At 65.0% G+C, this 22069-nt stretch carries 22 protein-coding genes; 10 read left to right on the plus strand and 12 right to left on the minus strand.

What is annotated here, in order from left to right:
* Window positions 1-43: 43 nt before the first annotated feature.
* The 7 genes from scpB to ACOI1H_RS10825 form a co-directional block, all read right to left on the minus strand.
* A complete protein-coding gene (gene scpB, locus ACOI1H_RS10795; RefSeq protein ID WP_422437344.1) occupies window positions 44-676 on the minus strand; it encodes an SMC-Scp complex subunit ScpB in 633 nt (210 codons plus the stop codon).
* A complete protein-coding gene (locus ACOI1H_RS10800) occupies window positions 669-1463 on the minus strand; it encodes a segregation and condensation protein A (RefSeq protein WP_422437383.1) in 795 nt (264 codons plus the stop codon). Before ACOI1H_RS10800 ends, scpB begins: the two co-directional genes overlap by 8 nt.
* A 12-nt stretch (window positions 1464-1475) precedes the next feature.
* Window positions 1476-2465, minus strand: coding sequence for a glycoside hydrolase family 3 N-terminal domain-containing protein (locus ACOI1H_RS10805; protein ID WP_422437346.1), 990 nt, complete (start codon window positions 2463-2465; stop codon window positions 1476-1478).
* The gene (locus tag ACOI1H_RS10810; protein ID WP_422437348.1) at window positions 2455-3519 is read right to left on the minus strand and encodes an SPOR domain-containing protein; all 1065 of its coding nucleotides are present in this window, start codon (window positions 3517-3519) and stop codon (window positions 2455-2457) included. Before ACOI1H_RS10810 ends, ACOI1H_RS10805 begins: the two co-directional genes overlap by 11 nt.
* Before the next feature lie 62 nt (window positions 3520-3581).
* On the minus strand, window positions 3582-5324 hold the full coding sequence (gene argS / locus ACOI1H_RS10815; RefSeq protein ID WP_422437350.1) for an arginine--tRNA ligase: 1743 nt from the start codon (window positions 5322-5324) through the stop codon (window positions 3582-3584).
* Window positions 5325-5396: 72 nt separating this feature from the next.
* Window positions 5397-7244, minus strand: coding sequence for a cation:proton antiporter (locus ACOI1H_RS10820; RefSeq protein WP_422437352.1), 1848 nt, complete (start codon window positions 7242-7244; stop codon window positions 5397-5399).
* Complete coding sequence (locus tag ACOI1H_RS10825; RefSeq protein WP_422437354.1) at window positions 7234-8406, minus strand: deoxyguanosinetriphosphate triphosphohydrolase; 1173 nt, start codon at window positions 8404-8406, stop codon at window positions 7234-7236. Before ACOI1H_RS10825 ends, ACOI1H_RS10820 begins: the two co-directional genes overlap by 11 nt.
* A 72-nt stretch (window positions 8407-8478) precedes the next feature.
* Here ACOI1H_RS10825 and ACOI1H_RS10830 point away from each other — a divergent pair, with 72 nt between their 5' ends.
* The 3 genes from ACOI1H_RS10830 to ACOI1H_RS10840 all read left to right on the plus strand — a co-directional run bounded on the left by ACOI1H_RS10830 (window position 8479) and on the right by ACOI1H_RS10840 (window position 10139).
* Complete coding sequence (locus ACOI1H_RS10830) at window positions 8479-8802, plus strand: HesB/IscA family protein (protein WP_422437385.1); 324 nt, start codon at window positions 8479-8481, stop codon at window positions 8800-8802.
* 237 nt (window positions 8803-9039) lie between these two features.
* The gene (gene xth / locus ACOI1H_RS10835) at window positions 9040-9819 is read left to right on the plus strand and encodes an exodeoxyribonuclease III (RefSeq protein WP_422437356.1); all 780 of its coding nucleotides are present in this window, start codon (window positions 9040-9042) and stop codon (window positions 9817-9819) included.
* Between the two features lie 11 nt (window positions 9820-9830).
* Window positions 9831-10139, plus strand: a complete 309-nt coding sequence (locus tag ACOI1H_RS10840) for a hypothetical protein (protein WP_422437358.1) — start codon at window positions 9831-9833, stop codon at window positions 10137-10139.
* Here the strand turns inward: ACOI1H_RS10840 and ACOI1H_RS10845 are convergent.
* The gene (locus tag ACOI1H_RS10845; protein WP_422437360.1) at window positions 10136-11236 is read right to left on the minus strand and encodes an FAD-dependent oxidoreductase; all 1101 of its coding nucleotides are present in this window, start codon (window positions 11234-11236) and stop codon (window positions 10136-10138) included. The two genes, ACOI1H_RS10840 and ACOI1H_RS10845, sit on opposite strands and share 4 nt — an antisense overlap.
* A 3-nt stretch (window positions 11237-11239) precedes the next feature.
* On the minus strand, window positions 11240-11662 hold the full coding sequence (dksA, locus tag ACOI1H_RS10850; protein WP_422437361.1) for an RNA polymerase-binding protein DksA: 423 nt from the start codon (window positions 11660-11662) through the stop codon (window positions 11240-11242).
* Window positions 11663-11890: 228 nt separating this feature from the next.
* Between dksA and ACOI1H_RS10855 the strand changes: the two genes are divergently transcribed.
* The 5 genes from ACOI1H_RS10855 (at window position 11891) to ACOI1H_RS10875 (ending at window position 16580) form a co-directional block, all read left to right on the plus strand.
* Window positions 11891-12736 (plus strand): AAA family ATPase, encoded by an 846-nt coding sequence (locus ACOI1H_RS10855; protein ID WP_422437362.1) that lies wholly within the window; start codon window positions 11891-11893, stop codon window positions 12734-12736.
* A gap of 353 nt (window positions 12737-13089) precedes the next feature.
* Complete coding sequence (locus ACOI1H_RS10860; protein WP_422437364.1) at window positions 13090-14439, plus strand: DUF2927 domain-containing protein; 1350 nt, start codon at window positions 13090-13092, stop codon at window positions 14437-14439.
* Window positions 14440-14452: 13 nt separating this feature from the next.
* Window positions 14453-14626: a hypothetical protein gene (locus ACOI1H_RS10865; RefSeq protein ID WP_422437365.1), complete on the plus strand. Its 174-nt coding sequence runs from the start codon at window positions 14453-14455 to the stop codon at window positions 14624-14626.
* Window positions 14627-15811, plus strand: a complete 1185-nt coding sequence (locus tag ACOI1H_RS10870) for a vWA domain-containing protein (protein ID WP_422437367.1) — start codon at window positions 14627-14629, stop codon at window positions 15809-15811.
* 85 nt (window positions 15812-15896) lie between these two features.
* Window positions 15897-16580: a M48 family metallopeptidase gene (locus tag ACOI1H_RS10875; RefSeq protein WP_422437369.1), complete on the plus strand. Its 684-nt coding sequence runs from the start codon at window positions 15897-15899 to the stop codon at window positions 16578-16580.
* Window positions 16581-16595: 15 nt separating this feature from the next.
* On the opposite strand, the gene ACOI1H_RS10880 is transcribed toward ACOI1H_RS10875, so the two are convergent.
* From ACOI1H_RS10880 to ACOI1H_RS10890, 3 genes are read right to left on the minus strand one after another with little or no spacing between them, the layout of a single operon-like run.
* A complete protein-coding gene (locus tag ACOI1H_RS10880) occupies window positions 16596-17135 on the minus strand; it encodes an RSP_2648 family PIN domain-containing protein (protein ID WP_422437370.1) in 540 nt (179 codons plus the stop codon).
* Window positions 17136-17144: 9 nt separating this feature from the next.
* On the minus strand, window positions 17145-18341 hold the full coding sequence (locus ACOI1H_RS10885; RefSeq protein WP_422437372.1) for an RSP_2647 family RNA methyltransferase: 1197 nt from the start codon (window positions 18339-18341) through the stop codon (window positions 17145-17147).
* 45 nt (window positions 18342-18386) lie between these two features.
* Window positions 18387-19001, minus strand: a complete 615-nt coding sequence (locus tag ACOI1H_RS10890) for a DUF6778 family protein (protein WP_422437374.1) — start codon at window positions 18999-19001, stop codon at window positions 18387-18389.
* 186 nt (window positions 19002-19187) lie between these two features.
* Between ACOI1H_RS10890 and edd the strand changes: the two genes are divergently transcribed.
* Together edd and eda are read left to right on the plus strand one after the other, a co-directional pair.
* Entirely contained in the window at window positions 19188-20993 is a 1806-nt protein-coding gene (gene edd / locus ACOI1H_RS10895; protein ID WP_422437376.1) for a phosphogluconate dehydratase, read from the plus strand.
* Between the two features lie 72 nt (window positions 20994-21065).
* Window positions 21066-21707, plus strand: coding sequence for a bifunctional 4-hydroxy-2-oxoglutarate aldolase/2-dehydro-3-deoxy-phosphogluconate aldolase (gene eda, locus ACOI1H_RS10900; RefSeq protein ID WP_422437378.1), 642 nt, complete (start codon window positions 21066-21068; stop codon window positions 21705-21707).
* Window positions 21708-22069: the final 362 nt, after the last annotated feature.

A 22069-nucleotide genomic window follows, 5' to 3' on the forward strand; every position in this document is an offset into this window, starting at 1 on the left:
CCTTTTGCAGCCCGCCTGGAGCGATCCGAATCGACAAAGCAATCTATTCTTCGAACAGATCGTCCTGATCTTCCTGTGCCGCGGGGTCGCCGTCGGAATCGTCGGCACCCGGCGGCGGGCGGCTGTCCAGAAGCCCTGCAGCCCGCAGTTCCTTGAGTCCCGGCAGGTCGCGGGCGCTTTCCAGGCCGAAGTGATCGAGAAACTGTTCCGTCACGACGAAGGTGACCGGCCGCCCCGGTGTCATCCGCCGCCGCCCGAGCCTGATCCAGTCCAGCTCTATCAACTGGTCCAGCGTTCCGCGGCTGACGGAAACGCCCCGGATCTCCTCGATCTCGGCCCGCGTGGCGGGCTGGTGGTATGCGACGATGGCGAGGGTCTCGATCGCGGCACGCGACAGCTTGCGGGTTTCCACGACCTCGTGCTGCATCAAAAAGCCAAGGTCGGGGGCCGTCCGAAAGGCCCAAGCCTCGCCCACCCGCACCAGATGGACGCCGCGCCCTTCATAGCGCTTGCGCACATGGGCGAGGGCCGTCGCAGGATCGCAGCCGTGCGGCATCCGGCCCGCCAGTTGCGGCACGCTGACCGGGTCAGCCGTGGCAAAGAGGATCGCCTCGATCATGCGTTCCTGTTCGGGCATCGGCGGTGCCTCGAACAGGCTGTCGCGGGGTTCATTCATCGCGCGGCGTCCTCTTGCGGATCTGGATGGGCGCAAAGGTGTCGCCCTGTCGGATTTCGATGCGGCCTTCCTTGGCCAGTTCCAGCGATGCGGCAAAGGTCGCCGCGGTGGCGGTGCGCCGCCGCACAGGGTCGCGTTCCCAGTCTGCGGGCAGGTAGCTCGCGATGTCGGTCCAATCGCCGGCGAAGCCGATCAGGTGGCGCATCCGGTCCAGCGCCTGCTCCATGGTCATCAGGTTGTCGCGGTCCATGACGAAGGGGCGGAAATCGTCCCTCGTCCTGATCCGCGCATAGCCCTGCATCAGGTCCAGTAGCGTCGCGGTATAGGTCACGCGACGCACGCGGGTCACGTCCTCGGTGATGCCGCGGGCAAAGAAATCGCGGCCCAACTGGTCCCGGCCCATCAGGCGGGCGGCGACGCTGCGCATCGATTCCAGCCGTTCGAGCTGAAATGCCAGATGCGCGGCCAGTTCCTCGCCGCTGGGTCCGTCGTCGTCGGGGTCGGGCGGCAGCAGGAGGCGGGATTTCAGAAAGGCGAGCCAGGCGGCCATGACGAGGTAATCGGCCGCCAGTTCCAGCCGCAGCGCCTTGGCCTGTTCGACGAAGGCCAGATACTGACGCGCCAGCGCCAGAATGGAAATCTTGCGCAGGTCGACCTTTTGCGTGCGCGATAGCGTCAACAACAGGTCGAGCGGTCCCTCGAACGCTCCCACGTCCACGATCAGCGCCTCGGCCGCGATGCGGTCGGCGACGGATGTCTCGGTGAAATCGAGCGGGTCCTGTGCCATCATGCTGGCCCTTCAGCCAAGAAGCGCCTCAAGGTCGTGAACCGCGGCCGCAATGTCAATCGGCTGCGGGGCCCGACGTTCGGCCAGGGCGTGCAGGGCGCGGACCTGCGCCGCCGGTGTCAACGGTCCCGCGGCGTCGGCCACCGGGCCCATTTCTGCCAGTTCGCCGTTGCAGTGCAGAACAATATCGCAGCCGGCACCGATGCTGGCGGCGGCACGCTCGGCGGGGGAGCCGGACAGCGCCTCCATCCCGATGTCGTCGGTCATGATCAGGCCACCAAAGCCGATGTCGTCACGGATCACCCGCATCATGACGGGCGACGTCGTCGCGGGGGCGATCGGATCAATATCTGAAAACACGATATGCGCCGTCATGCCGATGCGGATGTCGGACAGCGCCGCGAAGGGCGCGAAATCGCGGGTCATCAGATCATCGCGGGCCGCATCGACGCGCGGCAGGCTCTGGTGGCTGTCGACGCTCGCGCGGCCGTAACCGGGGATATGCTTCAGCACCGGCAACACCCCGCCCGCGACGAAAGCATTGGCGCAGACGCGTGCCGCCTCGATCACGATGGGCGCCGCCTCGCCGGACAGCCGGTTGCGCAGAACGGGGTGAGTCTGCGCCTCCACCAGATCCGCCAGCGGCGCGCAGTTCACGTCGATACCGACGTCGTGCAGTTCGGCGGCGATCAGGCGATTGCGCAGCCAATGCGCCCGGATAGGATCGCGGCTGCGTGCCATCTGGTCCAGCGCGGGCAGATATTCGCGCCAGTGGGGTGCGCGCATCCGCTGCACGCGCCCGCCCTCCTGATCGATCAGGATGGGTGCCGCGCGGCCCAGACAATCGCGCAGGGATGCCGTCAGTCCGCGCAACTGGTCGGGGTTGTCGACATTGCGGGCGAACAGGATAAAGCCCCAGGGGTTCACCTCGCGAAAGAACGCAGTCTCTTTGGCTGTCAGGCGCAGTCCCGACAGCCCTAAGATCGTGGCATTAGCGGACAACGACAGGCGTGCAGGCGGCGCGGCCCGCGTCCATCACGTCGCAGAACGCCCGTGCGTCGGCCAATTCCTGAAATCCGCTGGCGCGCAAACGGTAGAAGGTCGCCCCACCGGATGAAGCCTGCTGGATCACCTGCCCCTTGTCCGCCAGCAGATCGCCGAACCGGGTCTGAAGCTTGCCCCATTCCTGCGCTGCATCCTCTGGTGTCGGAAATGCGCCCAGCTGCACGAGTTTGGTGCCGACCGGCAGTTCGTCGGTCATGACTGCGACAGACGGCAACGCGGGCTCTTCCGCGACGACGGCTGCGACCTGCACGGGGGCCGGAGTCAGGTCGGCGGCGGTGGCTACGGCAGGTGTGGCGCGTAGCGGGCGGGCCGTTGGACGAATGACCGATCGGATGCTGCCCGTGGGTGCCGCAATCTGCGAAGGCTCTGCCACGTCCGACGCCATCGCCTCGGCCAGTGCCAGCGCGATCGGGTCCTCGGCGTCGATGTTCATGATTTCGGTCGCGTCGACCTTTTCGCCGTCCAGAGTGGTGACGGGGCTGCTGCCGTCCTCCATATCCTCGAGTGCGGCCATCGGAGCCACGCCGGAGGAAATCTGATCGGCCAGGGCCAGGATGTCGTCGGCGTTCATCGGCCCCGTGGGCGTCGTCACGGCGGCAGGCGCATCGGCACTGGCGGCGACGACCGCATCCGGTGTCGCCGCGGCCAGCGGGGCGGTGTCCAGATCCTCGGCCGCAAGGTCGACGGTGCGGGGGGCCAGCGTGACGGAACCCTCCGGCGCTGCCGCCTCGCCCGATCCGGCCACGGTGTTTACGGCAAGACCGCGATGATCGGCGACGTCACCGCCGGGATCGTCGGGGGCCACGCGCATGTCGCCCTGCGCCGCGCGCACCACGGGCACGCCGCTGACGTCGCGCATGATGGTCTTGGTGCCCCAGACCGCGACGCCGATCATCAGCGACAGGCTGACGGCGGCACCTGCATATTGGGTGTAGCGACCGGCGACATCCGCCAGACGACCGGGGGCATACGCCTCGTCGTGAACTGCCATTACTGCCTCGTTTCTGTCGGGCCTGCAGACCCGGCTTACTGCCTCTGGCCTGTATCGGACGCTTAGCGCATCTCTTCGGCCGGTGTGACGCCAAGAATACCCAAACCGCCTGCGATCACAACCTGCACGGCGCGGATCAAGGCGATCTTGGCCTGCGATGTGGCATTGTCGCCATCCTGAATGAACCGCAGGGACGCGTCGGCATTGCCGAGGTTCCACAACCCGTGCAGATCGGACGCGATGTCGTAGAGGTAGAAGGCGATCTTGTGCGGCTCGTGGCCCTTGGCCGCGATCTCCACCATGCGCGGCCACTCGGCCACCTTGCGCGCGACGGCAAGTTCTGCGGCGTTGCCGAGCTTCGACAGCTCCGCGCCTGCCAGCGTAGCGTCATCGACGTCGATGCCCGCCTCACGGGCTTTGCGCAGCACGGAATTCACGCGCGCATGAGCGTATTGGACGTAGAAGACCGGATTGTCCTTGGACTGCTCCGTCACCTTGGCAAAATCGAAGTCCAGCGGCGCGTCGTTCTTGCGCGTCAGCATGTGAAAGCGAGTCACGTCGGCACCCACTTCGTCCACCACGTCGGACAGGGTGATGAAGGTCCCTGCCCGCTTGGACATCTTGAACGGCTCTCCGTTCTGATAGAGCTTCACGAGCTGCGTCAGCTTGACATCGAGAGGCACCCGCCCGTCGGACAGGGCCGATACGGCCGCCTTCATCCGCTTGACGTACCCGCCGTGATCCGCGCCGAAGACGTCGATCAGCGCGTCATAGCCGCGTTCGATCTTGTCGAAGTGATAGGCGATGTCGGGGGCAAAATAGGTCCAGGCCCCGTCCGATTTCTGCACGGGCCGGTCCACATCGTCGCCGTGGGCGGTCGACCTGAACAGAGTCTGCTCGCGCGGCTCCCAATCCTCGGGCATCTTGCCTTTGGGCGGTTCCAGCGTGCCGCGATAGATCAGCCCGGCAGCGTCGAGACGTGCAATCGCCTGTTCGATCTTGCCGGTGCCATAGAGGGACTTTTCCGAATAGAAGTTGTCCATCGTGATGTTCAGTTTGGCCAGATCGGCGCGGATCAGGTCCATCATCGCCTCGGTCGCGAACAGCCGCACATCCTCCAGCCAGACATCCTCCGGTTGATCGAGCCAGACATCGCCGACCTTCGCTTTCAGCCCTTCGCCCACGTCGATCAGGTAGTCGCCGGGATAGGTGCCCTCGGGCCAGTCGACGGACAGATCGTGCGCCTCTTGATAGCGCAGATAGACGGACCGCGCGAGGACATCGACCTGCGCGCCGCCGTCGTTGATGTAGTATTCGCGCGTCACGTCATAGCCCGCATAGGCGAGCAGGCTCGCCAGTGCATCGCCAAAGACCGCACCGCGCGTGTGGCCGACATGCAGCGGGCCGGTGGGATTGGCACTGACATATTCGACCAGCACCCGCTGGTTGGCCCCCAGCGTGCCGCGGCCATAGCCGGGATCGGTCAGGGCACTGACGACCAGCCCTTGCCAGACTTCGTCCACCAGCCGCAGATTCAAGAACCCGGGGCCTGCCACGTCGGCACTCGCCACGCGGGGATCGCCCGTCAGCCGGGCGGCCAGCGCATCGGCGATGTCACGCGGTTTCATGTTGGCCGGTTTGGCCAGCACCATTGCGGCATTGGTCGCCATGTCGCCATGGCCCGCATCGCGCGGCGGTTCCACCGACACGGCGTCGGTCGCAAGCCCTGCCGGCAGAATGCCCTCTCGCTCCATCCCGGCCAACGTGTCGATGACAAGGGCGCGGATATCGGCGAAGATGTTCATGGAGTGCGGCTTTCGTTGCATGTGTCCGGCGGTCATACCACCGCCAACGCAGAGGTCAACGGGACCGCGCCCTCAGACCTGCCCCGGCGGCTGCGGCGCGAAGGAGCCGTCGTCGGCGGTTTCCGGTGGGCGCAGTGCGATGATGCGCGTGTCGGGAATGCCGCGCATGTCTGCGACGTCGCTGACCATCTTGAAGTCGCCGTTCGGCAGGATGCGCGCCACAAGGTGCGAGGCCGGGCGCTTCTCGGACCAGTCCTTCAACGTGAATTCCGCCGTCAGCCGCGTGACGCGAAAGGTCCAGCCTTCGCGGATCAAGCGGTTCATCTCTTCGAAGGTCGCACCTTGGGCGAAAGTGCGGCCGCCCAGCGTGGCAGGCAGCGTGTGGCGGGCTGACTCGGTCTTTTGCCGGGCGACCTGAAAGACGTTCTCGCGTCCGAATTCGGGGGCAAGGTCCGTGGCGACCAACGTGTTGTAGGCGTCATTGTCGGTGGCGGCCAACAGCGTGGCGTAGCTGATCAGCTCAAGACGCTGTTCGGCCCCTTCCGACAGGATGTCGCCAGAAAAAGTCGAGATGCCAGCGGCGCGGGCGGCGCGCAGGTGACCAAAGTTGGGGTCCGTCATCAGGACCGGCACGTCGGCCTTGACCAGCGCCTCGGCCAGGGCCGTTGTCCAGGAAGCGCCACCGATGATGACGACGCCGGGATTACCCGCACCCGTCAGGCCCAGGAATTTGGCGAAGGGCTTCAGGGTAAAGCCGTGAATGACGACCGTGGCGGCGACAAGGACGAAGGCCAGCGGGCCGATCAAAGCCGCATCCTCGAACCCGAGGTCCAGCAAGCGTTCGGCAAACAGCCCGGCGACCGCGACCAGAACCACGCCGCGCGGGCCGGTGAATGCGACCAGGACCTGTTCGCGCCACGGAACGCCAGAGCCCAGAAGCGACGCAAAGACTGTCAGCGGCCGCGCGACGAAGATGATAAGCACAAGGAAAATCGCCGCCCGCCAGGTCAGCAGAGCCAGAGCCGCGAAGTCGAGGTTGGCGGCCAGCAGGATGAACACTCCCGATACCAGCAGGATCGTGGCGTGTTCCTTGAAGCGGCGCAATTCCTCGTAGCTGGGCAGATTGGCGTTGGCGATCACGATGCCCATGACGGTCACGGCCAGCAGGCCGCTTTCATGCAGCACCGCGTCCGACATGCCGAAGATGCCCAGCAGCAGCGCGAATAGGATCGAGACCTTCATGTATTCCGGCACCCAGCCGCGATGGAACGCGGCGGCGAGGCCATAGCCTGCCGCAAGGCCAAGGGCCGTGGCAAAACCGATGCCCAGCACCAGTTCACCGATAGCGCCGCCGACCGTCGCGGCGGCATTCAGCACCAGCACGACCTCGAAGGCCAGCACGGCGGCCATCGCACCAAGCGGGTCGTTAACGATCGCCTCCCACTGCAATAGCTGTGCCGGGCGGCGCGAGAGCCGGGCGGTGCGCAGCAGCGGTGCGATGACCGTGGGCCCGGTGACGATCAGGATGCCACCAAAGACCCATGACGACGACCAGGTGAGCCCCGCGCCGTAATGCAACGCGAGCGTCGATAGGACCCAGCCCAGAGGTGCGCCAATGAAGACCAGCCTGCGCACGCCGACGGCAGCGTCGCGCAATTGATGAAAGTTTAAAGTCAGCCCACCTTCGAACAGGATGATCGCCACGGCTATGGCGATGATCGGCGCCATCAGCGGGCCGAAATCGCGGGCCGGGTCGAAGACGCCGGTGACGGGGCCTATGATGACACCCGCGAGCAGCATGAGGACAATTGCCGGCATCCGCAAACGCCATGCCAGCCATTGCGATCCCACGCCAAGGCCGCCGACAAGCGCGATGGCGATCACGGGCGACAGGGCACCCGGCGCGGTTTCAATGGCCATCGGTCACTCCGGGCGGAACGGAGGTGCCGCCGATCAGACGGGCATGTTCCTGAATTGCAAATCGGTCGGTCATCCCGGCGATGTAGTCCGCCACGATCCTTGCCAAGGTCAAATCGTCGCGCGCCTCAGCCGCTTCCTTGCGCCACTGCTTCGGCAGCTCACCGGGATTGTGCAGGTAGAAGGGAAACAGTTCGTCGATCATGTGGGTGACGGCGACCCGCATCTCGACCACCGCAGGCGCGCGGTACATGCGTTCGAACAGAAACTGGCGAATCACCTTGAGGTCAGACCAGAGCGCCGGCGTGAACTGGATCATCATGCGACCGGCGTGACGCACGTCCGCAACGGATTTCGGGTCGAAGGCGTTCAGATCGGCGGCGCTCACGTTGATCACGTCTTCCACCAGTACGCCGAAGAAGCGGCGCAGCGCCTCGTGCCGACGACGATAGTAGTTGAGGCCGGGATACCTTGCATCGACGCGGGCAAAGCAGTCGCGCAGCACCGGCAGTTCCGCCAGTTCATCCGTGCTGAACAATTCTGCGCGAAGACCGTCGTGCAAGTCGTGGTTATTGTAGGCAATATCGTCGGATAGCGCGGCGACCTGCGCCTCGGCGCTCGCATGGGTATCGAGTTCCAGATCATGCCGCGCATTGTAGGCGGTCAGCGCCCAAGGATAGGGTTTCGGCACCGGACCGTTATGCTTGGCGATGCCTTCCAGCGTCTCCCATGTCAGGTTCAGGCCGTCCCATTCGGCGTAGTGACGTTCCAGCTCGGTCACGATCCGCAACGCCTGCGCGTTGTGATCGAAGCCGCCGTATGGCTGCATCAGGCGGTCCAGCGCCTCCTCTCCCGTATGGCCGAAGGGCGTATGGCCAAGGTCATGGGCCAGCGCCACCGCCTCTGTCAGTTCCACATTCAGGTCGAGGGCCGCCGCCACGGTGCGGGCGACCTGTGCCACCTCGATCGAATGGGTCAGCCGCGTGCGAAAGTAATCGCCTTCATGTTCGATGAAGACCTGCGTCTTGTGTTTCAGCCTGCGGAATGCGCTGGCGTGGATGATCCGGTCGCGGTCCCGTTGAAAGGGAGAGCGGAAATGACTCTCCTCTTCAGGGTAGAGCCGCCCGCGCGCCTGGGCGGGATCTGTCGCATAGAGGGCTGCCATCTGTTGCCTGCTTGTGACCTGTGCCTGTGGTTCCTATATTGAATGCAACCGCTTCCCGATAGGTGCAAGATGCTGACCCTTCCTCCGACCGTGACCACCCGCGCCTTCGATCGTCTGGCCGAGATCGGCGCTGCTGCCCAAGGCAAGGCCCTGCGCGTCGCGGTCGAAGGCGGCGGGTGTTCAGGGTTTCAGTACGAGATCGCGCTGGACGACCCCAGGGACGACGATCTGCGGCTCGATCACCTCGGCGAGACGGTCGTGATCGACTCCGTCTCGCTGCCCTTTCTCGCCTCTGCCACCATCGACTTTTCCGAAGAGTTGATCGGCGCGCGTTTCGTCATCAACAATCCGAACGCCACATCGTCCTGCGGGTGCGGGACGTCCTTCTCAATCTGACGTGATGCGGCGTTGTGGAACTTTCTTTCTTCCGCCGCTGTTGCTACCATAGATTCTTATCAGACGGAGACCGCCATGACTGTCATCATCGCCATCGCCATCCTAGCCGGTCTGGGGGTTGTCGCCGGCGCTCAGTTGGCGGACCAGCCCGTCCGCATTCCCGTGCGCACGCGCGACGACCGCTAAGCTTGTCTCACCCCGGCCCCGTCGTTAGCGTATCGCGAAAAGGGGCCGGCCATGAAAATCGCGACGTTCAACATCAACGGTGTCAAGGCGCGGATCGAGGCGCTGACGACGTGGTTGCAGGACAGCGCCCCCGACGTGGCGTTGCTGCAAGAGATTAAATCCGTCGACGACGGCTTTCCCCGACAGATCATCGAAGACCTAGGCTACAATGTGGAGGCCCACGGTCAAAAGGGATTCAACGGCGTCGCCATGCTGTCGAAATTGCCACTGGAGGACGTGACCCGCGGCCTGCCCGGCGACGATGCGGACGAACAATCCCGTTGGATCGAGGCGACTGTTGTGGGCGAGGTCGCGGTCCGGCTCTGCTGCCTTTATCTGCCCAATGGCAACCCGGCACCGGGGCCCAAGTTCGATTACAAGCTGGCGTGGATGGACCGCCTTCATGCACGGGCGCAGGCCTTGCTCGCGGCCGAGATGCCGGCGCTGATGGCGGGCGACTACAACATCATTCCGCAGGCCGAGGATGCGGCGCGGCCCGACGCCTGGCGGTCGGATGCGCTGTTTCGTGCGGACAGTCGGGCCGCGTTCCGACGCATCGTGAATCTAGGCTTCACAGAGGCCTTTCGCGCCCGCACGCAGGGACCGGGCCATTATTCGTTCTGGGACTATCAGGCCGGAGCCTGGGACAAGAACGACGGCATCCGCATCGACCACGCCCTGCTGACACCGCAATGTGCCGACCTGCTGCGCGACTGCCATATCGAAAAGGATCTGCGCGGGCGCGAGAAGCCGAGCGATCACGTCCCGGTCTGGATCGATCTTGCCGCCTGAGGTGAACGACGTTGCGTAAGGTCTTCATTGTTCTTGTTTTCACGTTACTGGCCACGACGGCAGCCGGCCAGTGCCGCATGGCTGCAGCCGGGGCGTGCCACGTCATTCCCGTCGCAAAGAGTCCGCTGCCCGTCGCGATCGGGGAGGTGATCGAACGCGGTCGCTACTCGATGGTCATGGATGCGACGTGGTATGGCCTGCCGCCGGCACGGGACGGCTGGATCTATTTCCGGATCGAAGACGAGGTCTACCGGGTCGATTACCGCACCATGACAGTGGTGGAACGGGCCACGGAAGAAGCATCGCGCAACTGGCCCTAGGCCGTGGCATCGAAGCCGTAAAGCCAGTCCAGGCGACCGATGAAGGCATCCGGTGCCACTCGCCCCAGCGCGCGCAGGCCGGCATGGGCCAGCATCCGCCGCGGGCCGCGCAGGTGATAGTTCACCGCATTGGCACTGGCAGTCGCGATGGCGCGCTGCACACGGGGCTGGCGCAGCGCCTGATAGCGCGGCAGCCCGTCTTGCAAGCCATGCAGCGCGATCTGACGGGCCAGAACGGCAGCATCTTCCAGCGCGAGGTTCGCACCCTGCGCCAGAAAGGGCAGCGTCGGATGCGCTGCATCACCGACCAGCGCGACCCGGTCCGTCACCCAGACCGGGGCGACGGGATGCTGGAACAGCCCCCAGAGCAGAGGCGCGTCAACTTGCATCAGCAGGTCCTGCAAGGGCCCGCAGGCATCGGCGAAGGCCTCACGCAGGTGGGCGGGATCGTCGGGGTGGTGCCAGCCCTCGTCAGCCCAGTCGGCGCGTTCCTGCACCGCGACAATATTCAGGCCATCGCCGGGCAAGGGGTAGGTCACGACATGACGGCGCGGCAACATCCAGATGCGTGCTTCGGGCGCGGCCTTCGTCGGGATCACCGCGCGCCAGGCGACCTGCCCGGTAAAGCGTGCCTTGGCCGTGTCATTCAGCAGACCGCGCGTCGCGGACCGGATGCCGTCCGCCCCGATCACGAGATCGGCCTCTGGCAAGTCTTCGGCGCGGTGGTTCAGCACGATGTCCACGCCCCGCGCACGGCAGGCGCGGGCCAGCATCTCGATCAAGGCGCTGCGGGCGACGAACCGGTAAGGCGGCGTCTGGCGCGACAGATCAAACCGGGTCACGGCACGCCCGGTCAATCCATTGGTCGGAACCACAGCTTTGGCCTGCAAGCCTTTGGCCTGCAACGCCTCTTCAAGCCCGAGCCATGTCAGGACGCGGGCACCGTTGGGCGTGATCTGAAGACCGGCACCGACCTCTGCTATCTCTGGCGCCTGCTCGAAAACGACAACGCTGGCCCCTTGCATCGCAAGGGCCAGCGCTGTGGACAGGCCGCCGATACCGCCGCCGATGACAGCGACATGGGAACGCGCGATCACGGGTCAGTCGTCGCGGTGAACCTTCTCGCGCCGCTCGTGGCGTTCCTGCGCTTCCAGCGTCATGGTCGCGATCGGACGCGCGTCCAGTCGCTTGAGGCTGATCGGTTCGCCGCTGATGGTGCAGTAGCCGAATTCACCGTCGTCGATGCGCCGTAGGGCAGAGTCGATCTTGGCCACCAGTTTGCGCTGCCGGTCGCGGGTGCGCAGTTCGATGGACCGGTCGGTCTCCTCGCTGGCGCGGTCGGCGATGTCGGGAATATTGCGGGTCTGGTCCTTCATGCCTGCCACGGTGTCGCGGCTGTCTTCAAGGATATCGGCTTTCCAGTTCAGCAATTTGCGGCGAAAATACTCGATCTGCCGCTCGTTCATGAAGGGTTCGTCTTCGGCCGGACGGTAATTGTCCGGCAAGAAGGTTTCTGCTTTCATATCGGTGCCCCTGTTTGCGTCAGATACCTGTTCAAAGATTTCCCCGGACATCTGACAAACTCCCCTGACTTGGCGCCCGTTTACCCCCAACGCGCAGGGCTGTCACCCCCATAAAAGTGCAGGATAAGCTGCTTTTGGATAACAATTTAATGCGAGGTCAAGGCACATTTGGGCCTTGCCCTGCGGGTCCGTATTCCACACCTTGCGCGCGATCAGAGGGAGACTGAGATGACCGCCACATTCACCGGCACCGATGCCTATGTTGCCACCGACGACCTGACGATGGCCGTCAACGCGGCGATCACGCTGGAACGCCCCTTGCTGGTGAAGGGTGAACCGGGGACCGGCAAGACGGAACTGGCGCGTCAGGTCGCGGCCGCGCTGGGGATGCCGATGATCGAATGGCACATCAAATCCACGACGCGCGCGCAGCAGGGTCTTTATGAATACGACGCTGTCAGCCGGCTGCGCGACAGCCAGTTGGGCGATGCGCGGGTCAACGACGTATCGAACTACATCAAGCGCGGCAAGCTGTGGCAGGCCTTTACCGCCGACCAGCGGTCCGTCCTGCTGATCGACGAGATCGACAAGGCCGACATCGAGTTTCCCAACGATCTGTTGCAGGAACTCGACCGGATGGAATTCCACGTCTATGAGACCGGAGAGACGGTGAAGGCCGCCGTGCGGCCCATCGTCATCATCACCTCCAACAACGAAAAAGAGCTGCCGGACGCGTTTCTGCGGCGCTGCTTCTTCCACTATATCCGGTTTCCCGACATGGACACGATGCGCAGGATCGTTGCCGTCCATCATCCGGGGATCAAGGATGCGCTTCTGACCACGGCACTGACGCAATTCTATGACCTGCGCGACACGGCGGGGCTGAAAAAGAAGCCCTCGACCTCGGAGGTGCTGGATTGGCTGAAACTGCTACTGGCCGAGGACCTGTCGCCCGAAGATCTGCGGCGCGATGGCAAATCGTCCCTGCCCCGATTGCACGGTGCCCTGCTGAAGAACGAACAGGACGTCCACCTTTTCGAAAGGCTGGCTTTCATGGCGCGCAATCCGCGGTAATCCCACCAGATCGTGTAAGTGTGGCTGTCTTTGCCACAGAGGACCGCGCCTTCCCTGCAACGTCTTTGCCTGAAACAAGGCAAAGACAACCTTAACGCTCGCATCGCCACATTGGCCCGGTGTTACTGGCCGCACCCCCGGCGCGCATTCATGGCATTGCCGCATTCGCGTCCTGAAGGGGTCGCAGTCCTGCGACAGACAGGACTGACGTTGATGAGGAGAGTCGTTTTGACCAAGGCAAACATGCCGGTCGCCGCAGGTCGTCCCGCGGCACGCCACCGGGACGCCCCGACCGTGTCGATGCGCGATCACACCAGGCCCGCGCGCGTTCCCCCGGCGGCGGTCGCACGCACATGAATCGCTTTGGCACGTTTCTGGTCGCGACGCTTCTTGCGTCCTGTTCGCCAGTCCCGGACTCGGCACCTGCCACGCGGGCCGCCACGGTCAGCGCCCTGCCAGCCATGCGCGGGTTCAGTGACAACACGGTCGTGCCGGTTACGCGCAGCAATTCCGAAATGGCCGAGGATTTTCTGGACCTCGTCTTCCGGATGGAAAACGGCCGTGCGATCGCGGGCATGTCAAGGTTCGAGGGTCCGATCACCGTGCGCATAGCACCCGGTGCACCGGCGACACTGGCCCCTGACCTTGACGCCCTGCTGGCGCGTCTGCGACGCGAGGCGCAGATCGACATCTCCCGAACCGACCGACCGGATGCCGGCATCACGGTCGAGGCGGTGCCGCAGAAGGTGCTGCAACGGGCCGTGCCGCAAGCCGCCTGCTTTGTCGTGCCGCGCGTGCGCAACTGGGCCGAATTCCTGTCGATGCGCAAGACCGACGCCGTCGACTGGACAACCCTGAAGGTGCGCACCCATGCGACGATCTTCATTCCAGCCGATGCCGCCCCGCAGGAAATCCGCGATTGCCTGCACGAAGAACTGGCCCAGGCCCTTGGACCGCTGAACGATCTTTATCGCTTGCCGGATTCCGTCTTCAACGACGACAACATCCATGCCGTGCTGACCGGTTTCGACATGCTCATGCTGCGGGCCACCTATGCGCCGGAACTGCGCAACGGGATCGGACGGGTGCAGGCTGCCGGGATCATCGGACCGCTGCTAGCGCACCTGAACCCGCGTGGAGAGCGTGGCGGACAAGGCAGTTTTCCCGATACCTCGCGCGACTGGATCACAGCGATGGAAACCGCGCTGACCAACGGATCAAGCCCCGGGGCCCGCCGCCAGTCCATCGACCGCGCGGTCCGCATCGCGCAACAGTTCGGCTGGGGCGGCCCGCGCGAGGGATTTTCCTATTACGCGCTGGGACGCTTGCAGGTGGGGCACGATTCGACGGCGGCGCTTGCTGCGTTCGGCCGTGCCGACGCGATCTATTCCGCCTCTCCGCTGATGCAGATCCATTCTGCCCATATCGCCGTGCAGAAGGCCGCCTTCACCCTCTCAGCCGGCGATGCAATTGGCACGATCGATCTGGCCGACAAGGCGATCCCCGTGGCGGCGCGACACCAGAACGCTGCCCTCATGGCCACGCTGATGATGTTCAAGGCCGAGGCGCTGGACATGCAGGGCGACAGTGTCGCGGCAGAGGCTGTGCGGGTGGACAGTCTGGGGTGGGCGCGATACGGCTTTGGCAGTGATGCCAATGTGCGCGACCGGCTGGCAGAGATCAGCGGATTGCGCCCCTACTAGAAGGTGCTCCCCCATGATACTACCGCTTGGCGGCGTCGTCCTTGGCGCACTGATCGGGGCTGTCCGTGCCCGGATGCGCGGTGGCAAACTGTTGGACATGCTGCAATGGGGGGCCGCCTTCGGCATGATCCTTGGCATCGTCGGCCTGTTCATCCTCGTCTTCATCCAGCGTGCCGCGGTGGCCTAGGTGTTTCTGCGGTTCTTCGACAGCCTGCGCCAGCACGGTGTTCCGGTGTCGATCCGCGAATTTCTGGCCTTTCTGGACGGGATGCGGGCCGGGCTGGCGACCTACGACGTCGATGCCTTCTATCACCTGGGCCGCACGATCATGGTCAAGGACGAACGCCACATCGACCGCTACGACCGCGCCTTCGCCGCCAGCTTTGCGGGGCTCGAGACCATCACCGACCAACAGGTCCTTGATGCCGTCGACATCCCCGCCGACTGGCTGGAAAAACTGGCCGAAAAACACCTGACCGAGGCCGAGAAGGCCGAGATCGCGGCCTCTGGCGGGTTCGAGGCCCTGATGGAGCGATTGAAGGCGCGGCTTGCGGAACAAAGGGGCCGGCATCAAGGCGGCAGCAAATGGGTCGGCACCGCCGGCACCTCGCCCTTTGGTGCCTATGGCTACAACCCCGAAGGGGTGCGGATCGGACAGCACGAGAGCCGTCACCAGCGCGCGGTCAAGGTCTGGGACAAGCGCGAATTCCGTGATCTGGACGATACCGTCGATCTGGGCACGCGCAACATCAAGGTTGCGCTGAAACGCTTGCGCAAATGGGCGCGGGACGGCGCTGTCGAGGAACTGGACCTCGACGGCACGATCCAGAAGACCGCCGAACACGGCTATCTCGACGTGCAGACCCGGCCAGAGCGGCGCAATGCGGTAAAGGTTCTGCTGTTCCTTGATATCGGTGGCAGCATGGACCCCCACGTGAAGGTGGTGGAAGAGCTGTTCAGCGCGGCACGCGCCGAATTCAAGCACATGCAGCACTTCTACTTTCACAATTGCCTGTATGAGGGTGTCTGGACCGACAACCGCCGCCGCTGGAATGCGCAGACGCCGACATGGGATGTGCTGCGCAAGTATGGCAGCGACTACAAATGCATCTTTGTCGGCGACGCCAGCATGTCACCCTACGAGGTGGCAGCGCCCGGCGGTGCCAACGAACACTGGAACGCAGAGGCCGGTTCGGTCTGGCTGGAACGTGCCCGCGCGCAGTGGCCGCACCACGTCTGGATCAACCCCCTGCCCGCACGCTACTGGCCGCACACGCAGTCGATCCAGATGATCCAGCAGATCTTCGGCGCAGACCGGATGCAGCCGATGACGCTGGCCGGTATCGGTGCCGCGATGAAGCTGCTGACCTGACCGAAGGACAGGCCTGACCGCGGGATCGCGATCAAATCGCCGCAGCGGCTTGGCAAATGGCGACTCCTGTCCCCATATGTTGATCATGCTGAAGTTTGCCCCCCTGCTGATCGCGATTGCCTACGGGCTGGCGCTTTATCACTTCTCTGCCTGGCGCACCCGGCGAGAGCTGGATGGTGCCTCGACCGAACTGGCAGACCCGCGCCTGAAGGCGTTGACCGACAAGATGGCCCGCGCGCTGGAGATCGACCGCATCCGTGTTCACATCTACGAGGTGGCGATGGTGAATGGGCTGGCTGCGCCGGACGGACGCATCTTCATCACGCGGGGTTTTTTCGACCACTACCGCGCCGGCGAGGTCACGGCCGAGGAACTGGCGAGTGTCATCGCGCACGAGCTAGGGCATGTCGCCTTGGGCCATTCTCGGCGGCGGATGACGGATTTCGCTGCGCAGAATGCGATGCGCACGGCGATTGCGATGGTCTTGAACCGGTTTCTGCCGGGGATCGGCGGTTGGATCGGCAACGGCCTGATGGCGCTTTTAGCCGCGCGCCTGTCCCGCGCGGACGAGTTCGAGGCGGACGCCTATGCCTCGGCCTTGCTGGTGAAGGCGGGGATCGGCACCGGTCCGCAACAGTCGCTGTTCAAGAAACTGGAGCATCTGACCGGAGCCAAGGGCAGCGGCACCCCGGCCTGGCTTCTGAGCCACCCGAAGACTGACCTGCGCATCGCCGCCATCGCCGCCAACGAGGAACGCTGGAAGCCTTGACCAGCCCCTGTTCAGCTAGGCCAGTCTTTTGCCGAGCCGCGGCAGGCGGGCCTTTTTCAACAGGGCGCGGATCGTCCAGGGTTCCGGCGACACGCGGTTCGCCTCCTCCAGAACGGCATGGCAGATGGTTGACACGGCATCCGGGGCCTCGTCGTGAAGGCGCAGCATGAACCCGTCCGTGTCGGCCCGGAACAGCCCCTCCTCTGCCAGCAGATTGCCGGGAAAATCCTTGGCGTTCAGGGTCAGGATCGCGTCGCAATGACCAGCTATGGCGGCGGCCAAAACGTGGATGTCGTCCGGGTCAGGCAGCCAGAGCCTGCGCAGCAGACCGGCATCCGGCGCAACACTTGCGCGCGGAAATCGGGCCGTAAGCGCCGCGATCTCGCCGCGGGCAAGAACCTCGGCCTCTGGTCCCAGTTTTTGCGTGGCACGCGCCCATTCCTCCAGGATACGAGGCGACCAGCAAGGCTGATATAGCCCCGCTGCCCCGCAGCCGATCAGCACCTCGCGCATCACGGTCGGGTAAAGCACGCAGGCGTCGAGCAGGACTTTCACAGCCCGCCCCTACAGCCGGAACGTGACGGCCTTCAGGTATCCGCTTTCGGCCAGATGCGGCAGCAGCGGATGGTCCGGCCCGGCAAAGCCGGTATGGATCACCTGGGACCGTCGCCCCGCCCGTCCGATGCCGCGCGCGCTGGCGTTGCGGAACCGCGCAAGGTCGGCGGCATGGCTGCACGAACACAGCATCAGATAGCCGCCCTCGGCCACCAGCGGTGCCGCAAGCCGCGCGATGCGCTCATAGGCCCGCAGACCTGCCTCCAGCGATGCCTTGTTCGGGGCAAAGGCGGGCGGGTCGCAAACGACAAGGTCGAACATCTCGCCTTCTTCCGCCAGCGCCTCGAGCACGGCAAAGGCATCGCCCTTGCGCGTGATGAAACGATCGGCCACGTCCATCGCCTCGGCACCCTGCCCGGCCAGCGTCAGTGCGGGTTCCGATCCGTCGACCGCCAGCACCGATGCGGCACCCCCTGCAAGTGCGGCAAGGCCGAAGCCGCCGACATGGGCGAACATGTCCAGCACGCGACCGCCCCGCGCAAGGCTGGCGGCAAAGGCATGGTTCGGACGCTGGTCAAAGAACAACCCCGTCTTCTGTCCGCCCATCACGTCGGCCATATAGGTGGCCCCGTTCATCGGCACCGGGATTGCGGCCACAGGCGCCTCACCGCGCAGCACGCCCATCCGATCATCAAGCCCTTCCAGACTGCGGGCGCGACCCGCGGCGTTCATCACCACGGTCGTCACGCCGGTCACCTGCACCAGCGCCTCGGTCAGGGGTTCGATCAGCGTATCCGCCCACGCCGCGTTCGGCTGAATCACGGCGACATCGCCAAAGCGGTCGATCACGACGCCGGGCAGGCCGTCGGCCTCGGCATGGACAAGCCGGTAGAAGGGCTGGTCATAGATCCGCGCCCGGTGGGCCAGCGCATGGGTCAGCCGCGCGGCAAACCACGCAGTATCGATCACCGCTTCCGTGTCACGGTCCAGCATCCGGCAGATGATCTTGGACGCGGGGTTCACGGTCACGAGGCCGAGCGGAACGCGGTTGGCATCCTCCAGCACGGCCAGTGCACCGGGGGTCAGCCCCTTGGTGCGCCGATCGGTGACGAGTTCATTGGCATAGACCCAAGGGTAGCCGTGGCGGATCGCGCGGGCATCCCCCTTCGGGGTCAGGCGGACGGTGGGATAAGTGGGCATGTTCATGCCCTCTCCTCTAGCGTGACACGCTCGCCGCCGCCAGTGGCCTGTTTACAGACCGGCGGTCTGGACCTCGCCCCGCAGCTCGTCGTGCAGCACTTGGGTCAAATAATCCGTGACGCGAACCTTCTCGGTCTGGCCGTGCATCTCGGCCACCAGTGCGGCGTTGCCGCCGGGTGCGGACAGATTCGCCGCGACTTCACGCGCAGGCTCGATCACGGCACCGCTGCGGGCGTCGAGGACGGTCATGTCGAACACCATGTTGTACACGCCGCCGACGCTGAAGCGCGTGCGCTCCGTCACGCCGTGAAACCTCTTCAGCGCGATGTCGACGACGACAGGCGTTGCCCCGTTCAGATCGGCAGACCCACGGTCCATCGCCGTCTCGAAGATGGCGCCGATCTGGGCGATGCGGTCACCGACGGGATCGCCACGCCAGACCACGTCGGCAAGGGGGTAATAGCCGTTGCCCTCTGACACCTTCATGGTGTCGGGCGCGTGGAACTGCATCCGCTGGACGGAATAGTCGCGGGTCACGACCTGCGAGGTGCCGACGCCCAACCCCAGGGTCGGCAAGGGCGCGTTGCGTGTCGCAAGGCCCGCATCCGCGCACGCCGATGCACCAAGCATCAGACCGAACATCGCCACACATTTCATCATCGCCATGTCGCATCTCCTGACCAATGGGCGGCCCCTTGCCGTTTGCACTGTCCCCTGACGGTTAAGCGGACGTTAACCCGTCGATTGCGGCTGGATTATGGATCGCGCAGCGCAATTTCACGGCTCCGGCCCGTTGTTAGCGCTAACCGTCCATGATATACGACGAACAACCAAGCCAGAGAGGGGGATACCATGGCCCTGCATCCCAAGATCGCCGACGTCACCGACCGCATCCGTGCCCGGTCCGAAGGGCCGCGCCGCGCCTACCTCGACACGATGGCGCGCGCGGCCGCAGCCGGACCGCGTCGGTCGCATCTGACCTGCGGCAACCAGGCCCATGCCTATGCGGCGATGGGCGACCAGAAGGATGCGCTGGTGGGCGAGACCGCGCCCAACATCGGGATCATCACCGCCTACAATGACATGCTATCGGCGCATCAACCGTTCGAGACCTATCCCGCCCTGATCAAGCGCGCGGCCATCGCCGCCGGTGCCACGGCGCAGGTCGCGGGCGGCGTGCCTGCCATGTGCGACGGTGTCACGCAGGGACAGACCGGCATGGAGCTGTCGTTGTTCAGCCGTGACGTGATCGCCCTCGCGGCCGCCGTCGGGCTGTCACACAACACCTTCGACGCGGCCATCTACCTTGGCGTCTGCGACAAGATCGTGCCGGGCCTTGTGATGGCCGCCGCGACCTTCGGCTATATTCCGTCGGTCTTCTTGCCCGCAGGACCGATGGTCAGCGGCCTGCCCAACGACGAGAAATCCCGTGTCCGTCAGCAGTTCGCCACCGGCGAAATCGGACGCGACGCGCTGATGGCGGCCGAGATGGCGTCCTACCACGGTCCGGGCACCTGCACCTTCTACGGCACCGCAAACAGCAACCAGATGCTGATGGAGTTCATGGGGCTGCACCTGCCGGGCGCGTCTTTCGTGAACCCGAACACGCCATTGCGCGACGCGCTGACGGTGGCGGGCACCGAACGCGCCGCGCAGATCACGGCGCTGGGCAACGCCTATACCCCGGTATGCGACATCTTGGATGAGAAAGCCTTCGTAAACGGCCTTGTCGGGCTGATGGCCACGGGCGGTTCGACGAACCTCGTGATCCACCTGCCTGCCATGGCCCGCGCCGCCGGGATCATCCTCGACCTGCAGGACTTCAGCGACATCTCGGACGTGACTCCGCTGATGGCCAAGGTCTATCCCAACGGTCTGGCCGACGTGAACCATTTCCACGCCGCAGGTGGGCTGGGTTTCATGATCGGAGAGCTTCTGAACGCGGGACTGCTGCATGACGACGTCAAGACCGTCGCCGGTGACGGGCTGGAACTTTACACCCAGGAACCGAAACTGGACGGCGACCGCGTCGCCTATGCCAAAGGCGCCGGCACCAGCCTGAACACCAAGATACTGCGCTCCGCCTCCGACCCTTTCCAGCATCACGGCGGGTTGCAGCAACTCAGCGGCAACCTCGGGCGCGGCGTGATGAAGACATCCGCCGTGGCAGAAGAGCGGCACATCGTGGAGGCCCCTGCCCGCGTGTTCCACGATCAGGACAGCGTGAAGGCTGCCTTCAAGGCGGGCGAATTCACGGCGGACACGATCATCGTCGTGCGCTTTCAGGGACCGAAATCGAATGGCATGCCGGAACTGCACGGCCTGACCCCGACGCTGGCAGTGTTGCAGGACCGGGGCCTGAAGGTCGCTCTTGTCACTGACGGGCGCATGTCGGGCGCATCGGGCAAGGTGCCGTCGGCGATCCATCTGGCGCCGGAGGCCGCGAACGGCGGCCCCATCGCCAAGATCAACGACGGCGACATCATCCGGCTGGATGCGGTGAACGGCACCATCGACGTGCTTGGCGTCGACCTCGACAGCCGCACGGATGCCATCGCCGACCTGTCCGGCAACGGCACCGGCGTGGGCCGCGAGCTCTTCGAGGTGTTCCGCCGCAACGTGGGCCAGGTAACCGAAGGGGCCGGCGTGGCGGTTTGATCCTTCATCTGGCCAGTTAAACTCCCGCCGGAGGCATCTCCCGGCTCCACGCGCAACCGAAAGCGACATGACATGACACCCGAACAAGCCTCTGCCCTGAACCGCGACCTGTGCCTGCTGGCCCCGGTCATTCCGGTGCTGGTGCTGGACGACGCATCGCTTGCCGCGGACCTGGCCCGCGCGCTGATCGCCGGCGGCCTGCCCGCGCTGGAGGTGACATTGCGCACCCCGGCTGCCCTCGATGCAATCCGGGAAATGGCCTCCGTGCCCGGCGGCGTCGTCGGTGCCGGCACCCTGCTGACACCGAAGGACGTGGAGAACGCAAAGGCCGCCGGCGCGCAGTTCGGCGTCTCGCCCGGTGCGACGGATCTCATCCTCGACGCCTGCGAGGATAACGAGCTGCCCCTACTGCCCGGTGCCGCCACCGCGTCAGAGGCGATGCGCCTGCTGGAACGCGGTTACACCGTGCAGAAATTCTTTCCGGCCGAGGCGAATGGCGGCGTCCCTGCCCTCAAGGCGATCGGCGCGCCGATCCCGCAGGTGTCCTTCTGCCCCACCGGCGGCGTCAGCCTGAAGAATGCGCCGGATTACCTCGCCCTGTCGAACACGCTCTGCGTCGGCGGAAGCTGGGTTGCCCCGAAAGAGATGATGCTGGCCGGCGACTGGGCCGGGATCGAAGCGTTGGCGCGCGAGGCAGCCAGCCTGAAACGGTAGGTCCGCGCCCGCCACATCGGCATATAGGGATGATCCGCCAGTGGCGGAAAGCTCGTCGGAAAAGTTGCAAAGCTGTCGCACCAGGCCAGCAGCACCGGCGATTGCGGGCGATGCGCCTCGGCCTAGACGCGGGCCATCACCGCATAGAACGCCTCTCCAACCAGACGCCGGATCACGGAAAAACCGCGCGGCGAGCGCCGCCGTCAGGCCGACCGCCAACTTGTTGCGGTAGACGGCAAAGCGCTGCTTTACCTCCTCTGGCAGCACAGCGGTGGCCCCTTCGGGCATGGCTGCCCCCTTCAGCGCGGCTTCGAAGGCGGCGGTAAAGTCAGGATGCGCGGACAAGGGCAATCCCTCCACCC

This window comes from Loktanella sp. DJP18 (assembly GCF_049310965.1).
Classification (GTDB): domain Bacteria; phylum Pseudomonadota; class Alphaproteobacteria; order Rhodobacterales; family Rhodobacteraceae; genus Loktanella.

Bases quoted from the DNA above. Each gene is read 5' to 3' on its own strand.
- scpB (WP_422437344.1), bottom strand. From the start codon at position 676: ATGAATGAACCCCGCGACAGCCTGTTCGAGGCACCGCCGATGCCCGAA.
- ACOI1H_RS10800 (WP_422437383.1), bottom strand. From the start codon at position 1,463: ATGGCACAGGACCCGCTCGATTTCACCGAGACATCCGTCGCCGACCGC.
- ACOI1H_RS10810 (WP_422437348.1), bottom strand. From the start codon at position 3,519: ATGGCAGTTCACGACGAGGCGTATGCCCCCGGTCGTCTGGCGGATGTC.
- argS (WP_422437350.1), bottom strand. From the start codon at position 5,324: ATGAACATCTTCGCCGATATCCGCGCCCTTGTCATCGACACGTTGGCC.
- ACOI1H_RS10820 (WP_422437352.1), bottom strand. From the start codon at position 7,244: ATGGCCATTGAAACCGCGCCGGGTGCCCTGTCGCCCGTGATCGCCATC.
- ACOI1H_RS10825 (WP_422437354.1), bottom strand. From the start codon at position 8,406: ATGGCAGCCCTCTATGCGACAGATCCCGCCCAGGCGCGCGGGCGGCTC.
- xth (WP_422437356.1), top strand. From the start codon at position 9,040: ATGAAAATCGCGACGTTCAACATCAACGGTGTCAAGGCGCGGATCGAG.
- dksA (WP_422437361.1), bottom strand. From the start codon at position 11,662: ATGAAAGCAGAAACCTTCTTGCCGGACAATTACCGTCCGGCCGAAGAC.
- ACOI1H_RS10855 (WP_422437362.1), top strand. From the start codon at position 11,891: ATGACCGCCACATTCACCGGCACCGATGCCTATGTTGCCACCGACGAC.
- ACOI1H_RS10860 (WP_422437364.1), top strand. From the start codon at position 13,090: ATGAATCGCTTTGGCACGTTTCTGGTCGCGACGCTTCTTGCGTCCTGT.
- ACOI1H_RS10865 (WP_422437365.1), top strand. From the start codon at position 14,453: ATGATACTACCGCTTGGCGGCGTCGTCCTTGGCGCACTGATCGGGGCT.
- ACOI1H_RS10875 (WP_422437369.1), top strand. From the start codon at position 15,897: ATGCTGAAGTTTGCCCCCCTGCTGATCGCGATTGCCTACGGGCTGGCG.
- ACOI1H_RS10885 (WP_422437372.1), bottom strand. From the start codon at position 18,341: ATGAACATGCCCACTTATCCCACCGTCCGCCTGACCCCGAAGGGGGAT.
- ACOI1H_RS10890 (WP_422437374.1), bottom strand. From the start codon at position 19,001: ATGGCGATGATGAAATGTGTGGCGATGTTCGGTCTGATGCTTGGTGCA.
- edd (WP_422437376.1), top strand. From the start codon at position 19,188: ATGGCCCTGCATCCCAAGATCGCCGACGTCACCGACCGCATCCGTGCC.
- eda (WP_422437378.1), top strand. From the start codon at position 21,066: ATGACACCCGAACAAGCCTCTGCCCTGAACCGCGACCTGTGCCTGCTG.